The organism is Amycolatopsis sp. TRM77291 (assembly GCF_054166285.1).
Window position 1 is genome coordinate 3,995,007 of record NZ_JBSZHF010000001.1, and the last position, 18,706, is coordinate 4,013,712.

The following is an 18,706-nucleotide window of genomic DNA, read 5'->3' on the forward strand; positions in this document are numbered from 1 at the left end:
CCGTTCGCTCAACCTCGGGGCGCGTACATGATTACTCCGACCCCCGCCAGGCAGATCAGCGCGCCGATGACGTCGTAGCGGTCCGGCCGGTAGCCGTCGGCGACCATGCCCCACGCCAGCGATCCCGCGACGAACACTCCCCCGTACGCGGCGAGGATACGGCCGAAGTTCGCGTCGGGCTGCAGGGTCGCGACGAAGCCGTAGAGGCCCAGCGCGACGACTCCCGCGCCGATCCAGAGGTAGCCGCGGTGCTCCCGGACGCCCTGCCAGATCAGCCAGGCGCCGCCGATCTCCAGCAGCGCGGCGAGCGCGAACAGCGCGATGGACCGGATGATCATTCCCGCAGCCTAGTGAGGGGTCCACGGTGCCCGGCCGCCATGTCTCGAAGGTGCCCTTGAGGACCTTCACCGTCTCGAAGGGCACCTTCAGGACATGCGATCCCAGGGCCCATTGGGGCAGTGGGTCACTCCCCCAAATACAGGAACGGTCCTTGCTTGCGAAATTCGCAAGCAAGGACCGTTCCTGGCGTCCGGAAGAGGGCGCCTCAGACGGTGAAGCCGAGCGCCCGCAGCTGTTCGCGGCCGTCGTCGGTGATCTTCTCCGGGCCCCACGGCGGCATCCAGACCCAGTTGATCCGGAAGTCCTTGACCAGTCCGGTTCCCCCGCCGACGAGCGCGGCACCGGTCTGGTCCTCGATGACGTCGGTCAGCGGGCAGGCCGCCGAGGTCAGGGTCATGTCGATGGTGGCGGTGTTGTCCGCCTCGACGCGGATGTCGTAGACCAGCCCGAGGTCGACGACGTTGATGCCGAGTTCCGGGTCGACGACGTCGCGCATCGCCTCTTCGACGTCCTCGACCTTCGCCACGTCGGCGGCGTCCGGGGCGGCGGCGGTCTCGGCGTCGAGGTCGGCGGCCGTGCGCCCCTCGCGGGTTTCGGTCTGCTGTTCGGTCATGCCGTCTCAACTCCGTTGGTCGTGCGGGCGACGGCGTCCTTGAACGCCATCCACCCGAGCAGGGCGCATTTCACGCGGGCCGGGTACTTGGCCACGCCGGCGAAGGCGATGCCGTCCTCCAGCACGTCCTCGTCGGGTTCGATCTGCCCCTTGCCCTGCATCAGCTCGACGAAGGCGTCCATGGTGGTGAACGCCTCCTCCACGGTGTGCCCGACGACGAGATCCGTCAAGACCGACGTGGAAGCCTGGCTGATCGAGCAGCCCTGTCCCTCGTAGGAGACGTCGGCGACCTTCCCGTCGTCGACCTTCACCCGCAGCGTCACCTCGTCGCCGCAGGTCGGGTTGACCTGGAACGACTCGGCGTCGAACGGCTCGCGCAGGCCGCGGCCGTGCGGGTTCTTGTAGTGGTCCAGGATGATCTCCTGGTACATGCTTTCGAGGTTCATCACGCCACCCCGAAGAACTTCTGCGCCTCACGCACCCCGTTCACCAGCGCGTCCACTTCGGACAGGGTGTTGTAGACGTAGAACGACGCGCGCACGGTCGCGGGCACCGAGCAGGCCCGGTGCAGCGGCCACGCGCAGTGGTGCCCGACGCGGACGGCGACACCGAGGCTGTCCAGCACCTGACCGGAGTCGTGCGGGTGGACGCCGTCGATGACGAACGACACCAGTCCGCCGCGGTCGGTCATGTCGGTGGGGCCGATGATCCGCACGCCCGGGATCTCGCCGAGCCCGGCGAGCGCCGCCTCGGTGAGGAGGTGTTCGTGCGCGGCGACCCGGTCCATGCCGATCGCCGACAGGTAGTCGGCGGCCGCGCCGAGGCCGACGGCCTGCGACGTCATCGGGGTGCCGGCCTCGAACCGCTGCGGCGGCGCGGCGAAGGTGGTCTGCTCCATGCGGACCAGCTCGATCATCGAGCCACCGGTCAGGAACGGCGGCATCGCTTCGAGCAGCTCGCGGCGGCCGTAAAGGACACCGATGCCGTACGGGCCGACCATCTTGTGCCCGGCGAAAGCGGCGAAGTCGACGTCCAGCGCGTGCAGGTCCACCGGGAAATGCGGCACCGACTGGCAGGCGTCCAGCACGACCAGCGCGCCGACCTTGCGGGCCTTCTTCACCAGGAACTCGACCGGGTTGATCGTGCCGAGCACGTTGGACTGGTGCGTGAACGCGAGCACCTTGGTCCGCTCGGTGATCAGCTCGTCCACATTGGACAGGTCGAGACGGCCGTCCGCGGTGACGGAGAACCACTTCAGCGTCGCGCCGGTGCGCTGGCTGAGCTGCTGCCACGGAACGAGGTTCGCGTGGTGCTCCATCTCCGTGATGACGATCTCGTCGCCGGGACCGAGCTTGAACCGCTCGGCCTCGGGACCGGCCGTGGCGGCGTTGCTCATCGCGTAGGCGACGAGGTTGATGCCCTCGGTGGCGTTCTTGGTGAACACCAGCTCGTGCGGGGAGGCGCCGACGAACTCCGCGATCCGCACGCGGGCGGACTCGTAGGCGTCGGTCGCCTCCTCGGCGAGCTGGTGCGCGCCGCGGTGCACCGCGGCGTTCGAGGTCTCCAGGAACCGGCGCTCGGCTTCGAGCACCTGCACCGGCTTCTGGGACGTCGCACCGGAATCCAGATACACCAAGGGTTTCCCGTCCCGCACCGTGCGGGTCAGGATCGGGAAGTCGGCCCTGATGGCCGCTACGTCCAGCGGTACAGAGTTAGCCGTGGTGGTGGTCATCGGGCCAACTCCTCTCGGTGTAGTCGTGAAGTTCAGTGATCAGACGGCGGCGGTCTCGGCGGAGCCGGTGTACTTGACGTACCCGTTCTCCTCGAGCTCGTCCGCGAGTTCACGGCCGCCGGACTCGACGATCTTGCCGCCGGCGAAGACGTGCACGAAGTCGGGCGTGATGTGCCGCAGGATCCGCGTGTAGTGCGTGATCAGCATGACGCCCGCGTCGTTGTTGGCCTTGAACTCGTTGACGCCCTCGGACACGACGCGCAGCGCGTCGACGTCGAGGCCGGAGTCGGTCTCGTCGAGGATGGCGATCTTCGGCTTGAGCAGCGCCAGCTGCAGGATCTCGTGGCGCTTCTTCTCGCCGCCGGAGAAGCCCTCGTTCACCGAACGCTCGGCGAACTCGGACGAGATCTCCAGCTTGCCCATCTCCTCCTTGACCTCCTTGACCCAGTGGCGCAGCTTGGGGGCCTCGCCACGGACCGCGGTGGCCGCGGTGCGGAGGAAGTTGGACATGGACACGCCCGGCACCTCGACCGGGTACTGCATGGCGAGGAACAGGCCCGCGCGGGCGCGCTCGTCGACGCTCATCTCCAGCACGTCCTCACCGTCGAGCAGGACCTGCCCGGAGGTGACTTCGTACTTGGGGTGACCGGCGATGGCGTAGGACAGCGTGGACTTGCCCGAACCGTTGGGGCCCATGATCGCGTGGGTCTCGCCCGACTTGATGGTCAGGTTGACGCCCTTGAGGATCTCCTTGGGGCCCTCCTCGGTCGTGACCGAGGCGTGCAGATCCTTGATTTCCAGCGTAGGCATTTCTTTCCTAAAAGTCTGATGTGGACGGACGAGGGCTCAGGCGCCCACGGCTTCGAGTTCGGCTTCGATCGCGGCCTCGAGACGCTCGCGCACCTCGGGAACGCCGATCTTGACCAGGATCTCGTGGAAGAACCCGCGTACGACCAGGCGGCGCGCGGCGTCTTCGCCGATTCCGCGCGACTGGAGGTAGAACAACTGCTCGTCGTCGAACCTTCCCGTCGCGCTCGCGTGGCCGGCGCCTTCGATCTCGCCGGTCTCGATCTCCAGGTTCGGGATCGAGTCCGCCCGCGCGCCCGGCGTCAGCACCAGGTTGCGGTTGAGCTCGTAGGTGTCGGTGGCCTCGGCGGCGGCGCGGATCAGCACGTCGCCGACCCACACGGTGTGCGCGTCGTCGCCCTGCAGCGCGCCCTTGTACATCACCCGCGACTTGCAGTTCGGCACCGCGTGGTCGACGAAGAGACGGTGCTCCTGGTGCTGGCCCGAGTCCGCGAAGTACAGGCCGAGCATCTCGACGTCGCCGCCCTTGTCGGCGAACGTCGCCGTCGGCGAGACGCGGACGAGGTCACCGCCCAGGGTGATGACGATGTGCTTGAGCGTGGCGTCGCGGCCGAGCTTGAGGTGCTGCTCGGAGACGTGCACCGCGTCGTCGGCCCAGTCCTGGACGCTGACCACGGTCACGTTCGCCGAATCGCCGATGACGAACTCGACGTTGTCGGCGTAGGTGCCGGAGCCGGCGTGGTCGAGGACGATGACCGCCTCGGAGAACTGCTCGGCGCGCACCTGCACGTGCCCGTAGGCGACCTTGCCCTCGCCGGGTCCGGTGATCTTCACCGTGGACGGCTTCGAGGTCTTCGTCTCCTTGGGCACCGTGATGACGGTGGCCTCGGTGAACGAGGAGTACGCCTGCGCGGCGATCCGGTCGCTCGGGACACCGGCGGCGCCGAGGCGCTCGTCGTCCCGGCCGACCTGCTCGATCTTCAGTTCGGGCGCGGCGTCGGCGTCCACAGTGGCCGAACCCGAAGCGGCGGCGGACCCGTCGTGCAGGCCGCGCAGCCGCTTCATCGGAGTGAAACGCCAGTTCTCCTCACGACCGCCGGGCACCTCGAAGGCCTCGACGTCGTAGGAGGTGAAGCGCTCCGCGCGGGACGTGGCCGGGATGACCACGCCCTCGCGCATCGCTTCGGAAACGTTGTTCTCGGTAACCGACATGACTAGCCGACGGACCCTTCCATCTGAAGCTCGATCAGGCGGTTCAGCTCGAGCGCGTACTCCATCGGCAGCTCACGCGCGATGGGCTCGACGAACCCGCGCACGATCATCGCCATGGCCTCGGCCTCGTCGAGACCGCGCGACATGAGGTAGAACATCTGGTCTTCGCTGACCTTCGAGACGGTCGCCTCGTGGCCCATGGAGACCTCGTCGTTGCGGATGTCGACGTACGGGTACGTGTCCGACCGCGAGATCGTGTCCACCAGCAGCGCGTCACAGACGACGCTGGACCGCGAGTGGTGCGCCCGCTTCGCGACCTTGACCAGGCCGCGGTACGAGGTGCGGCCACCGCCGCGCGCCACCGACTTCGACACGATGGTCGAGGAGGTGTGCGGCGCCAGGTGCTCCATCTTCGCGCCGGCGTCCTGGTGCTGGCCCTCGCCCGCGAACGCGACCGAGAGGACCTCACCCTTGGCGTGCTCGCCCATGAGGAACACGGACGGGTACTTCATCGTGACCTTGGAGCCGATGTTGCCGTCGATCCACTCCATGGTCGCGCCCTCTTCGCACTTGGCGCGCTTGGTGACCAGGTTGTAGACGTTGTTCGACCAGTTCTGGATGGTCGTGTAGCGGCAGCGGGCGCCCTTCTTCACGATGATCTCCACGACCGCCGAGTGCAGCGAGTCGGACTGGTAGATCGGCGCGGTGCAACCCTCGACGTAGTGCACGTAGGCGTCTTCGTCGACGATGATCAGGGTCCGCTCGAACTGACCCATGTTCTCGGTGTTGATGCGGAAGTAGGCCTGCAGCGGGATGTCCACCTTGACGCCCTTGGGCACGTAGATGAACGAACCGCCGGACCACACCGCGGTGTTCAGCGCGGAGAACTTGTTGTCCCCGGCCGGGATCACGGAGCCGAAGTACTCCTTGAAGATCTCCGGGTGCTCCTTGAGCGCGGTGTCGGTGTCCAGGAACAGGACGCCCTGCGCCTCCAGGTCCTCGCGGATCTGGTGGTAGACGACCTCGGACTCGTACTGCGCGGCGACACCGGCGACGAGGCGCTGCTTCTCCGCCTCGGGGATGCCGAGCCGGTCGTACGTGTTCTTGATGTCCTCGGGCAGGTCTTCCCAGGAAGTGGCCTGCTTCTCCGTGGACCGCACGAAGTACTTGATGTTGTCGAAGTCGATCCCGGAGAGGTCCGCACCCCAGTTGGGCATCGGCTTCAAGTCGAAGAGCTTGAGCGCCTTGAGTCGCGCTTCGCGCATCCACTCCGGCTCGGACTTCTTCGAGGAGATGTCGGTGACGACGTCCTCGTTCAGTCCGCGACGGGCCGTTGAGCCCGCCTCGTCGGAGTCCGCCCAGCCGAACGCGTACTTGCCAAGGGACTCGATGGTCTCTTCCTGGCTCATGGGCGCGGTGGTGGGAGTGCGCTGCTCGGCAGCGGCAGTCATGCGGGTTTCCCTCCATTCGGGATCCGTGCTGTGCGCCCAGGGGAGGGCGCCGTGCTTCCCGGCCCGGGTGTGGCCGGGTGACCCGCCGAGACGACGGGTACGTGTGTGGTGCACGCGTTGTCACCGCGTGCGATGGTCGCCAGCCGCTGGACGTGAGTACCCAGAAGTGCCGCGAAAGCCTCTGTCTCGGCTTCGCACAACTGAGGGAACTCGGCGGCGACGTGGGCGACCGGGCAATGGTGCTGGCAGAGCTGTTCGCCGACACCGACCTGACGGGTCGACGCAGCGTAACCCTCCCTGGTCAGCGCCGCAGCGAGGGCCTCGGCGCGCGAGGCCGGGTCCGTGTGCTTGGTGATCGCGTCCTGATGCGGGCCGACCAGCGAAGCGACACGAGCCTCCGCGAACGCCTTCACCGCGCCCTCACCGGCGTGCTCAGCGAGGAAACGGATGGCCGAGGACGCGAGGTCGTCGTAGGCGTGCCCGAACCGGGCGCGACCGGCTTCGGTGAGCAGGAAGTTCTTGGCGGGACGGCCTCGTCCGCGGGGGCCGCGGCGGGGCGCGTCCCGGGTTTCGGCCTCGCCGTCGGCGAGCAGGGCGTCGAGATGACGGCGGACGGCGGCGGCGCTGATCCCCAGCTGCTCGGCCACCACGACGGCGGTCATCGGACCCTGTTCCAGCAGCAAGCGGGCCACTTCGTGCCTGGTCCGGCCCTCGGGGCCGATCTGGACGGGGACAGGCTGGACCTCGGCGCGGGGCATGTCGCCACCGGCCTCGTCCTGCGTCCCCGTCTTTTTCACAACACAAGTGTGACGTATTTCCGGGGAGACGGCAAAGAGGGGTGCCTCACGGAGTGGCGTGGGTCACGTCGGCCGCTGATCTTCCAGGGGTAACCACGTACCCGCCCGGTCTGTTCCCGGCATCGCTACCCTTCGTGCGTGGCAGTGGGCGATCACCCGGCACAGCGGGACACGGACGGGGCGGAGCCGGAAGACCAGGCTGTGCGGTCGGCAGGGTCGGTGGCGACGCTGGTCCCCGGGCGCCCGCACGACCCGGAACCGCTGGACGACAAGGAACTGCGCGGGCTGAACGTGGTCCGCCGGTTCGGCGCGGTCGGCTCCCTGTTCCTCGCCCTCGGCTCGCTCGGCGCGGGAGCCGCACCGGTGATCAACCCGGTGCAGGAGATCCCGGTCCTGCGGCTGTTCACCCGCATCCCGATGGTCTCGCTCGCGATGGGCCTCGCGGGTATGGCGATCATCGTGCTCAGCTGGTTGCTGCTCGGCCGGTTCGCGCAGCCCGCGCGCCGCCGCCTCGCCACCCAGGGCCAGCTCGCCCGCACCATCGCGCTCTGGTGCGCGCCGCTGCTGTTCATCCCGCCGCTGTTCTCCCGCGACGTCTACAGCTATCTCGCGCAGAGCGAGATCGTCGCCCGCGGGATGGACCCGTACTCCCTCGGCCCGGCCGAGGCACTCGGTGTCTCCGACCCGCTGACCTCCGGTGTCTCCAACATGTGGCGCGAGACCCCGGCGCCCTACGGCCCGCTGCTGCTGCGCCTCGGCGGCTGGCTCGCCCCGCTGAGCAGCGGCAACATCGTCACCGGCGTGCTGCTGCAGCGCGGGCTCGCGCTGATCGGCGTCATCCTGATCATCTGGGCGCTGCCCCGCCTGGCCCGGCGGTTCGGCGTGCAGCCCGCCACCGCCCTGTGGCTCGGCGCGGCGAACCCGCTGCTGATCTTCCACTTCGTCGCGGGCGCCCACAACGACGCGCTCGCGATCGGGCTCATGGTGGCCGGTCTGGAGGTCGGTCTCCAGCGGATGCCGGTGCGGTTCAAGGACGACGCCGTCCCCCCGCTGGCCAAGGGCGAACTGCTCTACATCGGGCTCGGGGTGGCGCTCATCACCCTCGGCGTCGCGGTGAAGATCAACGCGATCCTGGCGCTGCCGTTCTTCACGGTGATGGTGGCCAGACGCTGGCACGGCCGGATCAAGGACCTGGTCACCGCCGCGGTGCCGATGGCGCTGCTGTTCGGCGTGGTGCTGGTGGCGGTCTGTTACGGCACCGGCCTCGGGTTCGGCTGGGTCGGCGCGCTCGGGACGCCGGGACTGGTCCGCTCGTGGATCTCGCCGACGTCGGAACTCGCCGCGCTCGGCGGCGTCCTCGGCATCGCGCTCGGCCTCGGCAACCACACCAACGCGATGGTGCCGATCCTCGGCACGCTGGGCTATCTCGTCGCGGGCGCGGTGACGGTCAAGTTCCTCTGGGACAGCTTCAAATGGCGCTACCGGCCGATCATCGGCCTCGGGGTCTCGCTGGGCGCGGTGATGGTGCTGCACGTCGCGCTGCAGCCCTGGTACCTGCTGTGGGCGATCATCCCGCTCGCCGCGGCGGCGGGGACCTCGCGGTTCCGTATCGCCGCGACGATCGTCACCGCCGTCCTGCCGTTCCTCCTGCCGACGACCGGGAGCACCTTCGAGGGCCGCGGTTTCGTCCTGCCGTTCGCGTGGGCCGCCGCCGGGGTCGTCACGCTTCTGGGGCTGTTCATCGTCCACCGCCTCTCACCACTGCTGCTGTCCAGACCGTCCCCGGAGCATTCGGTCCCGGCGTGAGGCCGTATCGTGACCTGTCGTGAACGCCCCCGCCGTCGAGATCACCGGGCTGGTGAAACGCTACGGATCCACCACCGCCGTCGATGGACTCGACCTGCGGATGGAACGTGGCACACTGCTCGCTCTGCTCGGCCCGAACGGGGCCGGCAAGACCACCACCGTCGAGATCTGCGAAGGCTTCCTGCGGCCTGACGCCGGCGAAGTCCGGGTGCTGGGGCTGGACCCGGCCCGCGACGGCGCGGCCCTGCGCCCCCGGATCGGCGTGATGCCCCAGGGCGGCGGCGCGTATCCCGGTGTCCGCGCCGACGAGATGCTCGGACTGGTCGCCGCGTGCGCGGCGAACCCGCTCGACCCCGCCTGGCTGCTGGACGTCCTCGGCCTTTCCGGAGCGCGGAAGACACCGTTCAAACGGCTTTCCGGCGGTCAGCAGCAGCGCCTCTCGCTCGCCTGCGCGCTCGTCGGACGGCCCGAACTGCTCTTCCTCGACGAGCCGACGGCGGGCATGGACCCGCAGGCCCGCCGCCTGGTCTGGGATCTGCTCGGGGCGCTGCGCGCCGACGGGGTCAGCGTGCTGCTCACCACGCATCTGATGGAGGAGGCCGAAACGCTGGCCGACACCGTGGTGATCGTCGACCACGGCAAGGTCGTCGTCGAAGGTTCCCCGCAGTCGCTGACCGTCGAGGCCGGTGAGACCGCGCAGCTGCGGTTCAAGGCCCGCACGCGGCTCGACACCGCGCTGCTGACCGCGGCGCTGCCCGAGGGGCACCTCGTCCACGAGTCGGCGCCGGGGACGTATCTCGTCGAGGGCGCGATCGACCCGCAGGTGGTGTCGACGGTGACGGCTTGGTGCGCGCAGCAGGGCGTCATGCCCGAGGAACTGCAGGTCGGCAGGCGCACGCTGGAAGAGGTCTTCCTGGAGCTGACCGGACGGGAACTGCGCGCATGACCACCACGCCCACGCCACGGTTCACCGCGGGCACGTTCACCCCGGCTCCCGGCCGCGGTTCGCTCGGCAAGATGCTGCGCACGCACGCGAAGGTCGAAGCGAGCCTGACTCTGCGCCACGGCGAGCAGATCCTGCTGACCCTGCTGATCCCGCTCGCGCTGCTGATCGGCCTGTCGCTGCTGGACATCCTGCCGTCGTCACAACTCGGCGATTCGTCCAAAGTGGACTGGATCACGCCGAGGATCCTGGCGCTGGCGGTGATGTCTTCGGCGTTCACCGGACAGGCCATCGCGCTGGGCTTCGACCGCCGCTACGGCGTCCTCAAACGGCTTTCCGCCACCGCGCTCCCCCGCTGGCTGCTCATCGCCGGCCGGGTCGCCGCCGCGCTGGTCGTGGTCGCGCTGCAGGCGGTGATCCTCGGTGGCGTCGCCGCGCTGCTGGGCTGGTCGCCGTCACTCGGCGGGCTTCTCGGCGCTATCCCGTTCCTGATCGTCGGCACGCTCGCGTTCGGCGCGCTGGGCCTCTTGCTCGGCGGGGCGCTGCGCGCGGAGGCCGTGCTGGCGCTGGCGAACATCGTCTGGTTCGTGCTGCTGCTCGCGGGCGGCATCCTGCTGGCGCCGTCGACCATGCCGTCCGGTGTCGCGTGGATCGTCGAACTGCTGCCCTCGGGCGCGCTCGCCGAAGGCCTGCGGTCGGTGCTGCTGGACGGCTCGTTCGGCTGGGGGCCGTTCGCGGTGCTCGTCGGCTGGGGTGTCGTCGCGGGCGCACTGGCGAGCAAGACCACCAAGCTCACCTGAGGCGGCCGACACAGCGGGTCCGGCCGGTGGAACGCTCTCAGGAAGGGCGTTCTAGCATCGGACGGTGCCGTTCCAGAGCCTTGTAGCGCGTCTGCCTTATCCCTCGTTCGCGGTCCAGCGAGCGGTCGCGATAGCGGCGGTGATCGCGCAGGCCGGAATCGGCGTCACCGGCTCGGTCGTCCGGGTGACGGGTTCGGGCCTCGGCTGCCCGACCTGGCCGCAGTGCGTCGAAGGCAGCATCGTGCCCGTCGCGCACCCCGAGCTGGACATGCTCACCCAGTGGATCGAGTTCAGCAACCGGTTGCTGACCGGGGTGGTCATCCTGGTCGCCGCGCTGTGCGTGATCACCGCGTGGCGCGTGCAGATCGAGCACCCCAGCCGCCGCCGTCTGGTGAAGCTGGCCTGGACGATGCCCGCGGGAGTGATGCTGCAGGCCGTCGTCGGCGGCATCACCGTGCTCGCGAAACTCGAATGGTGGACCGTCGCGCTCCACTTCCTGGCCTCCACTCCCCTGGTCTGGCTCGCGGTCCTGCTGCTGCGCGCGTTCAAGGAGGGTGACGAGCCCGCCCGCTGGCTGATCCCGGACGCCGGCCGCAAGACGCTGATCGTGCTCGCCGCGTCCATGTGGGCCGTCCTCGCGGCGGGGACCACCGTGACCGGGGCGGGCCCGCACGGCGGCGACCCCGGCACCCACCGGCTCCAGGCCCCGATCGAAACGCTCACCCAGATCCACGGCGGGCTGCTGGTGGTCTACCTGATCGTGCTGGCCGTCTTCGGGCTCCAGCTGATGCGTGGCGAGACGCCGAAGCAGCTGTGGAAGCGGTACACCATCGTGTGGGTCGTCGCGGTCCTCCAGGGCGTCGTGGGTTCGGTGCAGTACGCCCTCGGTGTGCCGGAGGCGCTGGTCTCGTTCCACGTCCTCGGCTCCGCGCTGGTGATCATCTCGACGGCAGCACTGTGGTGCGGATCACGCGATCGTGGGTCCGCGCCGGTTTCGCCCGCCGCTGACCGGGAACTCGCCACTTCGAACTGACCCCCTGGCAAACCGGACGTAACCCCCGGGCGGCGTGCTCGCCAGACACTGCCCTTACGCTGCGCTCGGTGCCCCGCACGGGGTCGCCACCGAGTCGAGGCACGAGGTGTCGTATGACCGCCAGCACCGAGCCGGACGCACCGGCCAGTCCGTCCAAACCCCTGATCTCCCACCGGCGAGGCTCCGGGGAGATGCTGATCCTCAAGACCTTCCTGCTGGTCCCGTTCGTCGCGCTGATCGCCGCCGTGCCGATCGTGTGGGGCTGGGGCATGACCTGGGTCGATCTGGCGCTGGCGGCCGTGTTCTACACCCTCGGGACGCTCGGGGTGACGGTCGGATACCACCGCTACTTCACCCACGGCGCCTTCAAGGCCAAGCGCCCGCTGCGCGTGGCGCTCGCCATCGCCGGCAGCTTCGCGGTGCAGGGTTCGGTCATCTTCTGGGTGGCCAGCCACCGTCGCCACCACGCCTTCGCGGATCGCGAAGGCGACCCCCACTCCCCCTGGCTGTTCGGGACGTCACCCTCGGCGCTCCTGCGCGGTTTCTGGCACGCGCATATGGGCTGGATGTTCAGCCGTGAGGTGACCAACTACGACCGTTTCGCGCCGGACCTGGTCGCGGACAAGGACCTTCGCGTGGTGAACCGCTACTTCTGGCTGTGGATCACGCTGAGCCTCGCGCTGCCCGCGGTGCTCGGCGGGCTGCTCAGCTGGTCGTGGTGGGGTGTGGTGACCGGGTTCTTCTGGGCCGGGCTGGTGCGGATCGCGTTCCTGCACCACGTCACCTGGTCGGTGAACTCGATCTGTCACCTGGTCGGCGAGCGCCCGTTCGCCAGCCGGGACAAGGCGGCGAACTTCTGGCCGCTGGCGATCCTGTCCATGGGCGAGTCGTGGCACAACTCCCACCACGCCGACCCGACCTGCGCGCGGCACGGTGTCCTGCGCGGCCAGGTCGACGTGTCGGCGCGGGTGATCTGGCTGTTCGAGAAGTTCGGCTGGGCGCGGGACGTGCGGTGGCCGAAGCCGGAGCGCTTGGCCGCGAAACTCGCGAAACCCGCCTGACCCCTGTCGCATTTAGTCCTCTGGATGCAGTACTTGCACACGCAAGGATCGCATCCAGAGGACTAAATGCGGGGTTTCAGGCGAGTTGCTGGCGGACGGCGGAGGCGAAACGCCAGGCCGCGGCGGCGTCGGTCTGCCGGAACCCGAGCGAAGGCTCGACGAGCTCCAGTTCCAGCAGCAGCGGCCTGCCGTCCGGCCCGGCGACGAGGTCGACGCGGGCGTATAGCAGTTCCGCGCGCAGGATGCCGAGCAGCGCCGCGGTCGCGTCCAAAGCGTCTTCGGCCAGCGCGCGGAATCCCGCGGCGGGCTGCACGGGCGCGAGCTTCTCCGTCACGTACAGCCCGGATTCGTCGAGTTCCCGGCCAAGCATCGCGGCCTTCGAGAACGCGTGCGAGTACACGCCGCCGAAGTACACCAGCGCGATCTCGCCTTCACTGTCCACACTGGACTGATACGGCTGCAGCAGTACGGTGTTCCCGTCCGCCTGCAACCCGGCCAGATGCGCGGCGGCCGCGTCGCCCGCGGTGAACCGGCCCGCTCCCCGCGAGCCGGCGCCGATGGCGGGCTTCAGCACGAACTCGCCCTTGGGCCAGCGCGGGGCCTTGTCGTCCGGCGCGATCAGGGTCGTCGGCACGACCGCGACCCCGGCGTCGCCGAGTTCGGCCAGATAGGACTTGTCGGTGTTCCAGCGCACGACGTCGGCCGAATTGGCCAGCGCCGGCACGGACTCGGTCCAGGACAGGAACTCGTCGCGGCGCTCGGCGTAGTCCCAGGTGGCACGCAGCACGACGATGTCCGCTGCGCCGAAGTCGACGGTCGTGTCGTCCCAGGCGGCCCAGCGGGTCTTGAAGCCGAGGTCGGCCAGCACCTCGGGAACGGCGTGCTCGTCGCCGTCGCCTTCCGGCAGCGCGGAGCAGGCGACGAAGATCGCGGAGCCGCTCACTTCCCCGCCATCCGGCGGCGGTGCTCGGCGCCGATCTTGGTGGCCTTCACGGTCTCGCTGTCCCACTCGGCGGGCTCGAGGTCTTCGACGGCCTCGACCAGCGCCTCGCCCGCCTCCACGGAGGTGACGACGACGTCGCCCAGCGCGCCGTCGGCGCCCACGAGCACGACCCGCGCGCCGACCCGGCCGATGTTCTCCACCACCGCGCGCGACGGCTTCCCGTGCCGCTTCACGAAGTCGCGGGCGGCCGCGACCTGGCGCGACGTGGGGGCGGCGGTCTCGGTCTTCTCTTCGGTCTCAGCCACCCGCCGAGCTTAACCGCGAAAGGCCCGGGACGCGGAATAACCGTGGCGTCGGCCATAGTTGTGCCGGTCGGAACGACCTTGAACGAGGAGGATGTATGCCCGCGGCAGTGCAGATCCGGCGAACCGGTGGCCCCGAAGTCCTTGAGCTGTCGGAAGTCGAGGTCGGCGAACCCGGTTCCGGCGAACTGCTCGTGGACGTCGCCGCGGCGGGCGTCAACTACATCGACACCTATCATCGCGAGGGCATCTACCCGGTCGACACGCCGTTCATCCTGGGCATGGAAGGCGCCGGCACGGTGGCCGCGGTCGGCGCGGACGTGACCGGTTTCGCCGTGGGCGACCGGGTCGCCTGGCAGGGTTCGCTGGGCAGCTACGCCCAGCGTCGTCTGGTGCCCGCCACGATCGCGGTGAAGATCCCGGACGGCGTGTCCGAGGAGACCGCCGCCGCCACGATGCTCCAGGGGATCACCGCGCACGCGCTGATCGCCTCGACCTACGAGGTCAAGGCCGGTGACGACGTGCTGATCCACGCCGCGGCGGGCGGTATGGGCCTGCTGCTGGTCCAGCTGGCCAAGGCCCGCGGCGCCCGGGTCATCGGCACCGTCTCCACCGACGAGAAGGCCGGACTCGCCAAGCAGGCGGGCGCGGACGACGTCATCCGCTACGACCAGGTCGACTTCGCCAAAGCGACCCGCGACCTCACCGGCGGCAAGGGCGTCGAGGTCGTCTACGACGGGGTCGGGAAGTCCACTGTGGACGGCAGCCTGGCGAGCCTGAAGATCCGCGGCCTGCTCGCCCTCTACGGCGCGGCCAGCGGCCCGGTCCCGCCCATCGACCCGCAGCTGCTCAACCGCAGCGGCTCGGTGTACCTCACCCGCCCGACCTCCGCGCACTACGTGCTCACCCGCGAGGAGCTGGAGTGGCGCGTGAACGAGCTGTTCGCCGCCGTCCAGGACGGCTCGCTGAACATCCGGATCGGCGGCCGCTACCCGCTGGCCGACGCGCGCCGGGCGCACGAAGACCTCCAGGGGCGCCGCACCACCGGCAAGCTCCTGCTGATCCCGTGACGGCGCTCTGGCCGGAGGAGGGCCGGCTCACCGGCGAGGGACTCGTCCTGCGGGAGTGGGCCGAGGACGACATCGCGTTCATGCCGGGGCTGTTCGACAATCCCGCCGTCGCCCGGTTCACGCCGCTGCCGTCGCCGTTCGACGAGGTGGCGGCGAAGGCCCACTACGCGAAGTCCGTCGCCCGCCGCGCGGAAGGCAACGGACTACGGCTCGCCATCACGGCCGACGGCGGCGAACCGCTCGGCGAGGTGGTGCTGTTCCGGAAAGAGGATTCGGCCGAACTCGGGTACGCCGTCGGTCCCGTCCACCGCGGACAGGACCTGGCGGCGCGGTCGCTGCGGGTCCTCACCGCGCACGCGCTGGACCTCGGGCTCGGACCGCTGCAGCTGAAGATCGACGCCGAGAACGCGGCCAGCCAGGCCGTCGCCCGGCGCGTCGGCTACGCCCTGACCGACGCTCCGCCCGAGACGAAGGTCGAGAAGGGACTGGAGATCACGCTGCTCACCTGGGAGTACCAGGGCTGACGAGAGGTCCGTGAAGGCCTCCTTCCCTACCTTCAGAGTAGGGAAGGAGGCCTTCACGGACGTCGGCCGATCGTACGGACCCAGAGCGCCCCGCAGCCGGAACTCGTCCTGGTCCGCGTGCTCGACGGTCAGCTCGACCTCGTCGAGCTTCCGGANTCCGTGAAGGCCTCCTTCCCTACCTTCAGAGTAGGGAAGGAGGCCTTCACGGACGTCGGCCGATCGTACGGACCCAGAGCGCCCCGCAGCCGGAACTCGTCCTGGTCCGCGTGCTCGACGGTCAGCTCGACCTCGTCGAGCTTCCGGAATCCCCCTGGCCCGAAGCCCTCCAGCATCGCGTAGTGGACCTAGATCGGGTCGGCGAAATCGGCCGACTCGACCACTCCCGACCGCCGTCGGAAGTCCCCATCAGCCCTTGTCGGTCGGGACGCTCACCGCGTCGGTCACGAACACCAGGGTCTCGTTCGGCGCGATACCGTTGCCGCCCTGGCCGTAGCCGAGGTCCGGCGGGATGATCAGCAGCCGCCGCGCGCCCTGCTTGATCCCTTCGAGGCCCTTGTCCCAGCCCTGGATGACCATGCCGGCGCCGAGCGTCAGCTCGAACGGTTCACCGCGGTCGAACGAGCTGTCGAGCTTCTGCTTGTTGGACCAGGTGACCAGCGAATAGTTCATCTTCAGGTTCGCGCCGGCCTTGGCGCCCTCGCCGGTGCCGGGTTCGAGGTCCTTGGTGATGAGCTTCTTCGGCGGGTCGCAGTCGTCCGGGATGGTGATGGTCGGCGCCTCGCCGAACTTCCCGGTGGTCTTCACGTCCTCGGCCGTGCATTCCTTGCCCTTCGGGGCGGCCGGAGCCGACGACGACGCCGACGCGGGGGCCGCGCCGGAGGTCTGGGCCGAACCTGCGGTGTTCTGTTTCTCGCCACAGGCCGCCAGGGCGAGGACGCCCGCGCCGATGACCACGATCTTGCCGAATGTGCGCATGCGGCCGACCTTAGCCAAGACCCTCCAGCGCGGGAACAAGGTCACCGGTCTGCACTACGCCCATCCGACGGGTCGCCCTGGTCAGGGCCACATAGAGATCGTTGAGCCCGCGCGGCGACCCGGCGACGACCTCGTCGGGCGACACCAGCAGCACCGAGTCGAACTCCAGGCCCTTCGCCCGCTCGACCGGCATCACCGACACCCGGTCCCCCGCCTCGCCGAGCGTCTCCGAGAGCGAAGCGACCAACGGCGACGGGCACAGCACGGCGACCGTCCCACCGTCCACAGCGGACAGTTCGGCGTCGACGAGGCCGGGCAGTTCCGCGGTGAGATCAGCCGGGTCCACGGACCGCAGCCAGGGCTCGAAACCCGTCTCCCGCACGGAAACCGGCGCCTCCAGTTCCGGGTTGACCTCGGCGAGCACCCGGGACGCGACGGCCATGATCTCCGCCGGGGTCCGGTAGTTCACGGTCAGTTCTTCGAGCCGCCAGCGGTCGGCGACGTACGGCGAAAGCGCCTCGCCCCACGTCCGCGCCCCACCGGCCGCGCCGGTCTGGGCGACGTCGCCGACCAGTGTCATCGACCGGTTCGGCGACCGGCGCATCAGCAGCCGCCAGTCCATCGCGGTCAGTTCCTGCGCCTCGTCGACGATCACGTGCCCGAAGGTCCACGTCCGGTCCTGGGCGGCCCGCTGCGCCGCGGTCATCTCGCTGCGGCGCTGCTGACGTTCGGCGAACAGCTCCGCGTCGAGGACGTCGCCCACCCGCAGCAGCTCCTCGTCGACGATCTCTTCGTCCTGTTCGAGGATGTCGAGCACGCCTTCCGCGTAAGCACGGTCTTCCCGCTCGCGGCGAGCGGCCTCGGCGCGGGCTTCGGTGTCGTCCTCGCCGAGCAGTTCGGCGAGTTCGTCGAGCAGCGGGACGTCCGACGGGCTCCACTTCGCGTCGGTCGGGCTGTAGAGATGCTCACGATCGGTGTCCGACAAGGCTTTCCCGGCCGCGCTGCGCAACCGTTCGCGGTCGGCGAACAACTCGTCCAGCACGATCTCGGGGGTGAGTTTCGGCCACAGCCCGTTGATCGCGGCCGCCACGTTCTTGTCCGCGGCGACCTCGGCCCGGATGTCCTGGACGTCCCGCGCGTCGAGCAGGTCCTCCCCCAGTTTGCGGGCGGCCTGCCGGGTCAGCGCGTCGAGGAGGTCCGAGACGAAGATCCGCCGGGCGAGGTTGTGCGGGCGGCGCGACCGGCGGGCCCTGGTCCGCGCCTCGGTGCAGGTCTTGCGGTCGAGCATGAGGATCTCGCGCTCGAACTCGATCTCCAGCACCGGTTCCGGCACACGCTGCCGGTCGCGGACCGCGTTGGCGAGCACGTCGGCCATCACCGGGCGGCCCTTGATCTCGGCGGCCTCACGGGTGACCGGGCCGTCGGCGTCCAGCCCCGGGTACAGCTGCCCGATCGTGGCCAGCAGCACCCCGGTCTCGCCCAGCGACGGCAGGACCTGCCCGATGTAGCGGAGGAACGTGCTGTTCGGCCCGACCACCAGCACGCCGCGCGTGGTCAGCTGCTGGCGATGCGTGTAGAGCAGGTACGCCGCGCGGTGCAGCGCGACGGCGGTCTTGCCGGTTCCCGGGCCACCCTGGACCACCAGGACACCGTTCGGCGACGCGCGGATGACGCGGTCCTGTTCGGCCTGGATGGTGGCGACGATGTCGCTCATCTCACCGGTGCGACGGCGTTCGAGCGCGGCCAGCAGCGCCGCCTCGCCCGCGAGCCCGAGGTCCTGGCCCTGGTCGGCGGCGGAGAGGTCCAGGATCTCGTCGTCGACGCCGACGACCTTCCGGCTCAGCGACCGGATGTGACGGCGGCGCCGCACACCCTCGGGCGAAGCGGCGGTGGCGAGGTAGAAGGGCCGCGCGACCGGCGCGCGCCAGTCGACGAGCAGCGGGCGGTAGTCGTCGTCCTCGTCGAACAGCCCGAGCCGCCCGATGTAGGTGGTCTCCTCCGCGTGGTCCGGCAGGAAATCGAGGCGGCCGAAGCACAGGCCCTGCTCGACGGAGCTCAGCTGGGCCAGCCTGTCGGTGTACAGCGTCGTGGCGACGTCGCGTTCGGTGCGCGCCTGCGGGGTGCCGCCGGTCTGGCGCAGCGTCTCGTCGAGCCTGCGCTGCGCGTCGGCGCGTTCGGCGTCGAGCTTGCGGTAGAGGGTGGTGACGTACTGCTGCTCGAGCGCGACGTCCTGCTCGAGCGCGTCGAGTTCCCGGTCCGGGGACACGGACAAAAGCAGCCTGCTTTCGAGAGGTGGGA

19 protein-coding genes are annotated in these 18,706 nt (G+C 69.6%); 7 read left to right on the forward strand and 12 right to left on the reverse strand.

Features of this window, described 5'->3' with window-relative positions:
• Positions 1 to 8: 8 nt before the first annotated feature.
• The 8 genes from ACXIZN_RS18285 to ACXIZN_RS18320 all read right to left on the reverse strand — a co-directional run bounded on the left by ACXIZN_RS18285 (position 9) and on the right by ACXIZN_RS18320 (position 6,951).
• Positions 9 to 338: a YnfA family protein gene (locus ACXIZN_RS18285; protein WP_072027814.1), complete on the reverse strand. Its 330-nt coding sequence runs from the start codon at positions 336 to 338 to the stop codon at positions 9 to 11.
• Positions 339 to 544: 206 nt separating this feature from the next.
• A complete protein-coding gene (locus ACXIZN_RS18290; protein ID WP_034311811.1) occupies positions 545 to 952 on the reverse strand; it encodes a metal-sulfur cluster assembly factor in 408 nt (135 codons plus the stop codon).
• Positions 949 to 1,398 (reverse strand): Fe-S cluster assembly sulfur transfer protein SufU, encoded by a 450-nt coding sequence (gene sufU, locus ACXIZN_RS18295; RefSeq protein WP_007029705.1) that lies wholly within the window; start codon positions 1,396 to 1,398, stop codon positions 949 to 951. Before sufU ends, ACXIZN_RS18290 begins: the two co-directional genes overlap by 4 nt.
• Positions 1,398 to 2,684: a cysteine desulfurase gene (locus tag ACXIZN_RS18300; protein ID WP_457955854.1), complete on the reverse strand. Its 1,287-nt coding sequence runs from the start codon at positions 2,682 to 2,684 to the stop codon at positions 1,398 to 1,400. Before ACXIZN_RS18300 ends, sufU begins: the two co-directional genes overlap by 1 nt.
• 39 nt (positions 2,685 to 2,723) lie before the next feature.
• Positions 2,724 to 3,494: a Fe-S cluster assembly ATPase SufC gene (gene sufC / locus ACXIZN_RS18305; RefSeq protein WP_007029703.1), complete on the reverse strand. Its 771-nt coding sequence runs from the start codon at positions 3,492 to 3,494 to the stop codon at positions 2,724 to 2,726.
• A 36-nt stretch (positions 3,495 to 3,530) separates the two neighbouring features.
• Positions 3,531 to 4,703: a Fe-S cluster assembly protein SufD gene (sufD, locus tag ACXIZN_RS18310; protein ID WP_457955856.1), complete on the reverse strand. Its 1,173-nt coding sequence runs from the start codon at positions 4,701 to 4,703 to the stop codon at positions 3,531 to 3,533.
• Positions 4,704 to 4,705: 2 nt separating this feature from the next.
• Positions 4,706 to 6,154: a Fe-S cluster assembly protein SufB gene (gene sufB / locus ACXIZN_RS18315; protein WP_034311804.1), complete on the reverse strand. Its 1,449-nt coding sequence runs from the start codon at positions 6,152 to 6,154 to the stop codon at positions 4,706 to 4,708.
• Positions 6,151 to 6,951, reverse strand: coding sequence for a helix-turn-helix transcriptional regulator (locus tag ACXIZN_RS18320; protein ID WP_457955857.1), 801 nt, complete (start codon positions 6,949 to 6,951; stop codon positions 6,151 to 6,153). Before ACXIZN_RS18320 ends, sufB begins: the two co-directional genes overlap by 4 nt.
• Before the next feature lie 219 nt (positions 6,952 to 7,170).
• On the opposite strand from ACXIZN_RS18320, the gene mptB reads away from it, so the two are divergent.
• The 5 genes from mptB (at position 7,171) to ACXIZN_RS18345 (ending at position 12,594) form a co-directional block, all read left to right on the forward strand.
• On the forward strand, positions 7,171 to 8,757 hold the full coding sequence (gene mptB / locus ACXIZN_RS18325; protein WP_192746822.1) for a polyprenol phosphomannose-dependent alpha 1,6 mannosyltransferase MptB: 1,587 nt from the start codon (positions 7,171 to 7,173) through the stop codon (positions 8,755 to 8,757).
• 19 nt (positions 8,758 to 8,776) lie between these two features.
• Positions 8,777 to 9,703 carry an ABC transporter ATP-binding protein gene (locus ACXIZN_RS18330; RefSeq protein WP_457955858.1) on the forward strand — a complete coding sequence of 309 codons (927 nt, stop codon included), beginning with the start codon at positions 8,777 to 8,779 and terminating at the stop codon, positions 9,701 to 9,703.
• A complete protein-coding gene (locus ACXIZN_RS18335) occupies positions 9,700 to 10,500 on the forward strand; it encodes an ABC transporter permease (RefSeq protein ID WP_457955859.1) in 801 nt (266 codons plus the stop codon). Before ACXIZN_RS18330 ends, ACXIZN_RS18335 begins: the two co-directional genes overlap by 4 nt.
• 64 nt (positions 10,501 to 10,564) lie before the next feature.
• A complete protein-coding gene (locus ACXIZN_RS18340) occupies positions 10,565 to 11,533 on the forward strand; it encodes a COX15/CtaA family protein (protein ID WP_192745215.1) in 969 nt (322 codons plus the stop codon).
• 113 nt (positions 11,534 to 11,646) lie between these two features.
• The gene (locus ACXIZN_RS18345) at positions 11,647 to 12,594 is read left to right on the forward strand and encodes an acyl-CoA desaturase (protein WP_457955860.1); all 948 of its coding nucleotides are present in this window, start codon (positions 11,647 to 11,649) and stop codon (positions 12,592 to 12,594) included.
• Positions 12,595 to 12,670: 76 nt separating this feature from the next.
• Here the strand turns inward: ACXIZN_RS18345 and ACXIZN_RS18350 are convergent, their stop codons facing one another.
• Both ACXIZN_RS18350 and ACXIZN_RS18355 read right to left on the reverse strand, forming a co-directional pair.
• The gene (locus ACXIZN_RS18350) at positions 12,671 to 13,537 is read right to left on the reverse strand and encodes an ATP-grasp domain-containing protein (protein ID WP_457955861.1); all 867 of its coding nucleotides are present in this window, start codon (positions 13,535 to 13,537) and stop codon (positions 12,671 to 12,673) included.
• On the reverse strand, positions 13,534 to 13,842 hold the full coding sequence (locus ACXIZN_RS18355; protein ID WP_034311792.1) for a hypothetical protein: 309 nt from the start codon (positions 13,840 to 13,842) through the stop codon (positions 13,534 to 13,536). The genes ACXIZN_RS18350 and ACXIZN_RS18355 overlap by 4 nt, the downstream gene beginning before the upstream one ends.
• Positions 13,843 to 13,937: 95 nt before the next feature.
• Here ACXIZN_RS18355 and ACXIZN_RS18360 point away from each other — a divergent pair, with 95 nt between their 5' ends.
• Positions 13,938 to 14,909, forward strand: a complete 972-nt coding sequence (locus tag ACXIZN_RS18360) for a quinone oxidoreductase family protein (RefSeq protein ID WP_457955862.1) — start codon at positions 13,938 to 13,940, stop codon at positions 14,907 to 14,909.
• On the forward strand, positions 14,906 to 15,433 hold the full coding sequence (locus ACXIZN_RS18365) for a GNAT family N-acetyltransferase (RefSeq protein ID WP_457955863.1): 528 nt from the start codon (positions 14,906 to 14,908) through the stop codon (positions 15,431 to 15,433). The genes ACXIZN_RS18360 and ACXIZN_RS18365 overlap by 4 nt, the downstream gene beginning before the upstream one ends.
• A 405-nt stretch (positions 15,434 to 15,838) precedes the next feature.
• Here the strand turns inward: ACXIZN_RS18365 and ACXIZN_RS18370 are convergent, their stop codons facing one another.
• Both ACXIZN_RS18370 and ACXIZN_RS18375 read right to left on the reverse strand, forming a co-directional pair.
• Positions 15,839 to 16,408 (reverse strand): FKBP-type peptidyl-prolyl cis-trans isomerase, encoded by a 570-nt coding sequence (locus ACXIZN_RS18370; protein WP_219153041.1) that lies wholly within the window; start codon positions 16,406 to 16,408, stop codon positions 15,839 to 15,841.
• A 10-nt stretch (positions 16,409 to 16,418) separates the two neighbouring features.
• Complete coding sequence (locus tag ACXIZN_RS18375; protein WP_457960548.1) at positions 16,419 to 18,674, reverse strand: HelD family protein; 2,256 nt, start codon at positions 18,672 to 18,674, stop codon at positions 16,419 to 16,421.
• Between the last annotated feature and the right edge of the window lie 32 nt (positions 18,675 to 18,706).

Coding starts and splice junctions, on each gene's coding strand:
- sufU (WP_007029705.1), bottom strand. CDS start 1,398: ATGAACCTCGAAAGCATGTACCAGGAGATCATCCTGGACCACTACAAG.
- ACXIZN_RS18345 (WP_457955860.1), top strand. CDS start 11,647: ATGACCGCCAGCACCGAGCCGGACGCACCGGCCAGTCCGTCCAAACCC.
- sufD (WP_457955856.1), bottom strand. CDS start 4,703: ATGTCGGTTACCGAGAACAACGTTTCCGAAGCGATGCGCGAGGGCGTG.
- sufB (WP_034311804.1), bottom strand. CDS start 6,154: ATGACTGCCGCTGCCGAGCAGCGCACTCCCACCACCGCGCCCATGAGC.
- ACXIZN_RS18300 (WP_457955854.1), bottom strand. CDS start 2,684: ATGACCACCACCACGGCTAACTCTGTACCGCTGGACGTAGCGGCCATC.
- ACXIZN_RS18360 (WP_457955862.1), top strand. CDS start 13,938: ATGCCCGCGGCAGTGCAGATCCGGCGAACCGGTGGCCCCGAAGTCCTT.
- sufC (WP_007029703.1), bottom strand. CDS start 3,494: ATGCCTACGCTGGAAATCAAGGATCTGCACGCCTCGGTCACGACCGAG.
- ACXIZN_RS18290 (WP_034311811.1), bottom strand. CDS start 952: ATGACCGAACAGCAGACCGAAACCCGCGAGGGGCGCACGGCCGCCGAC.
- ACXIZN_RS18370 (WP_219153041.1), bottom strand. CDS start 16,408: ATGCGCACATTCGGCAAGATCGTGGTCATCGGCGCGGGCGTCCTCGCC.
- ACXIZN_RS18285 (WP_072027814.1), bottom strand. CDS start 338: ATGATCATCCGGTCCATCGCGCTGTTCGCGCTCGCCGCGCTGCTGGAG.
- ACXIZN_RS18335 (WP_457955859.1), top strand. CDS start 9,700: ATGACCACCACGCCCACGCCACGGTTCACCGCGGGCACGTTCACCCCG.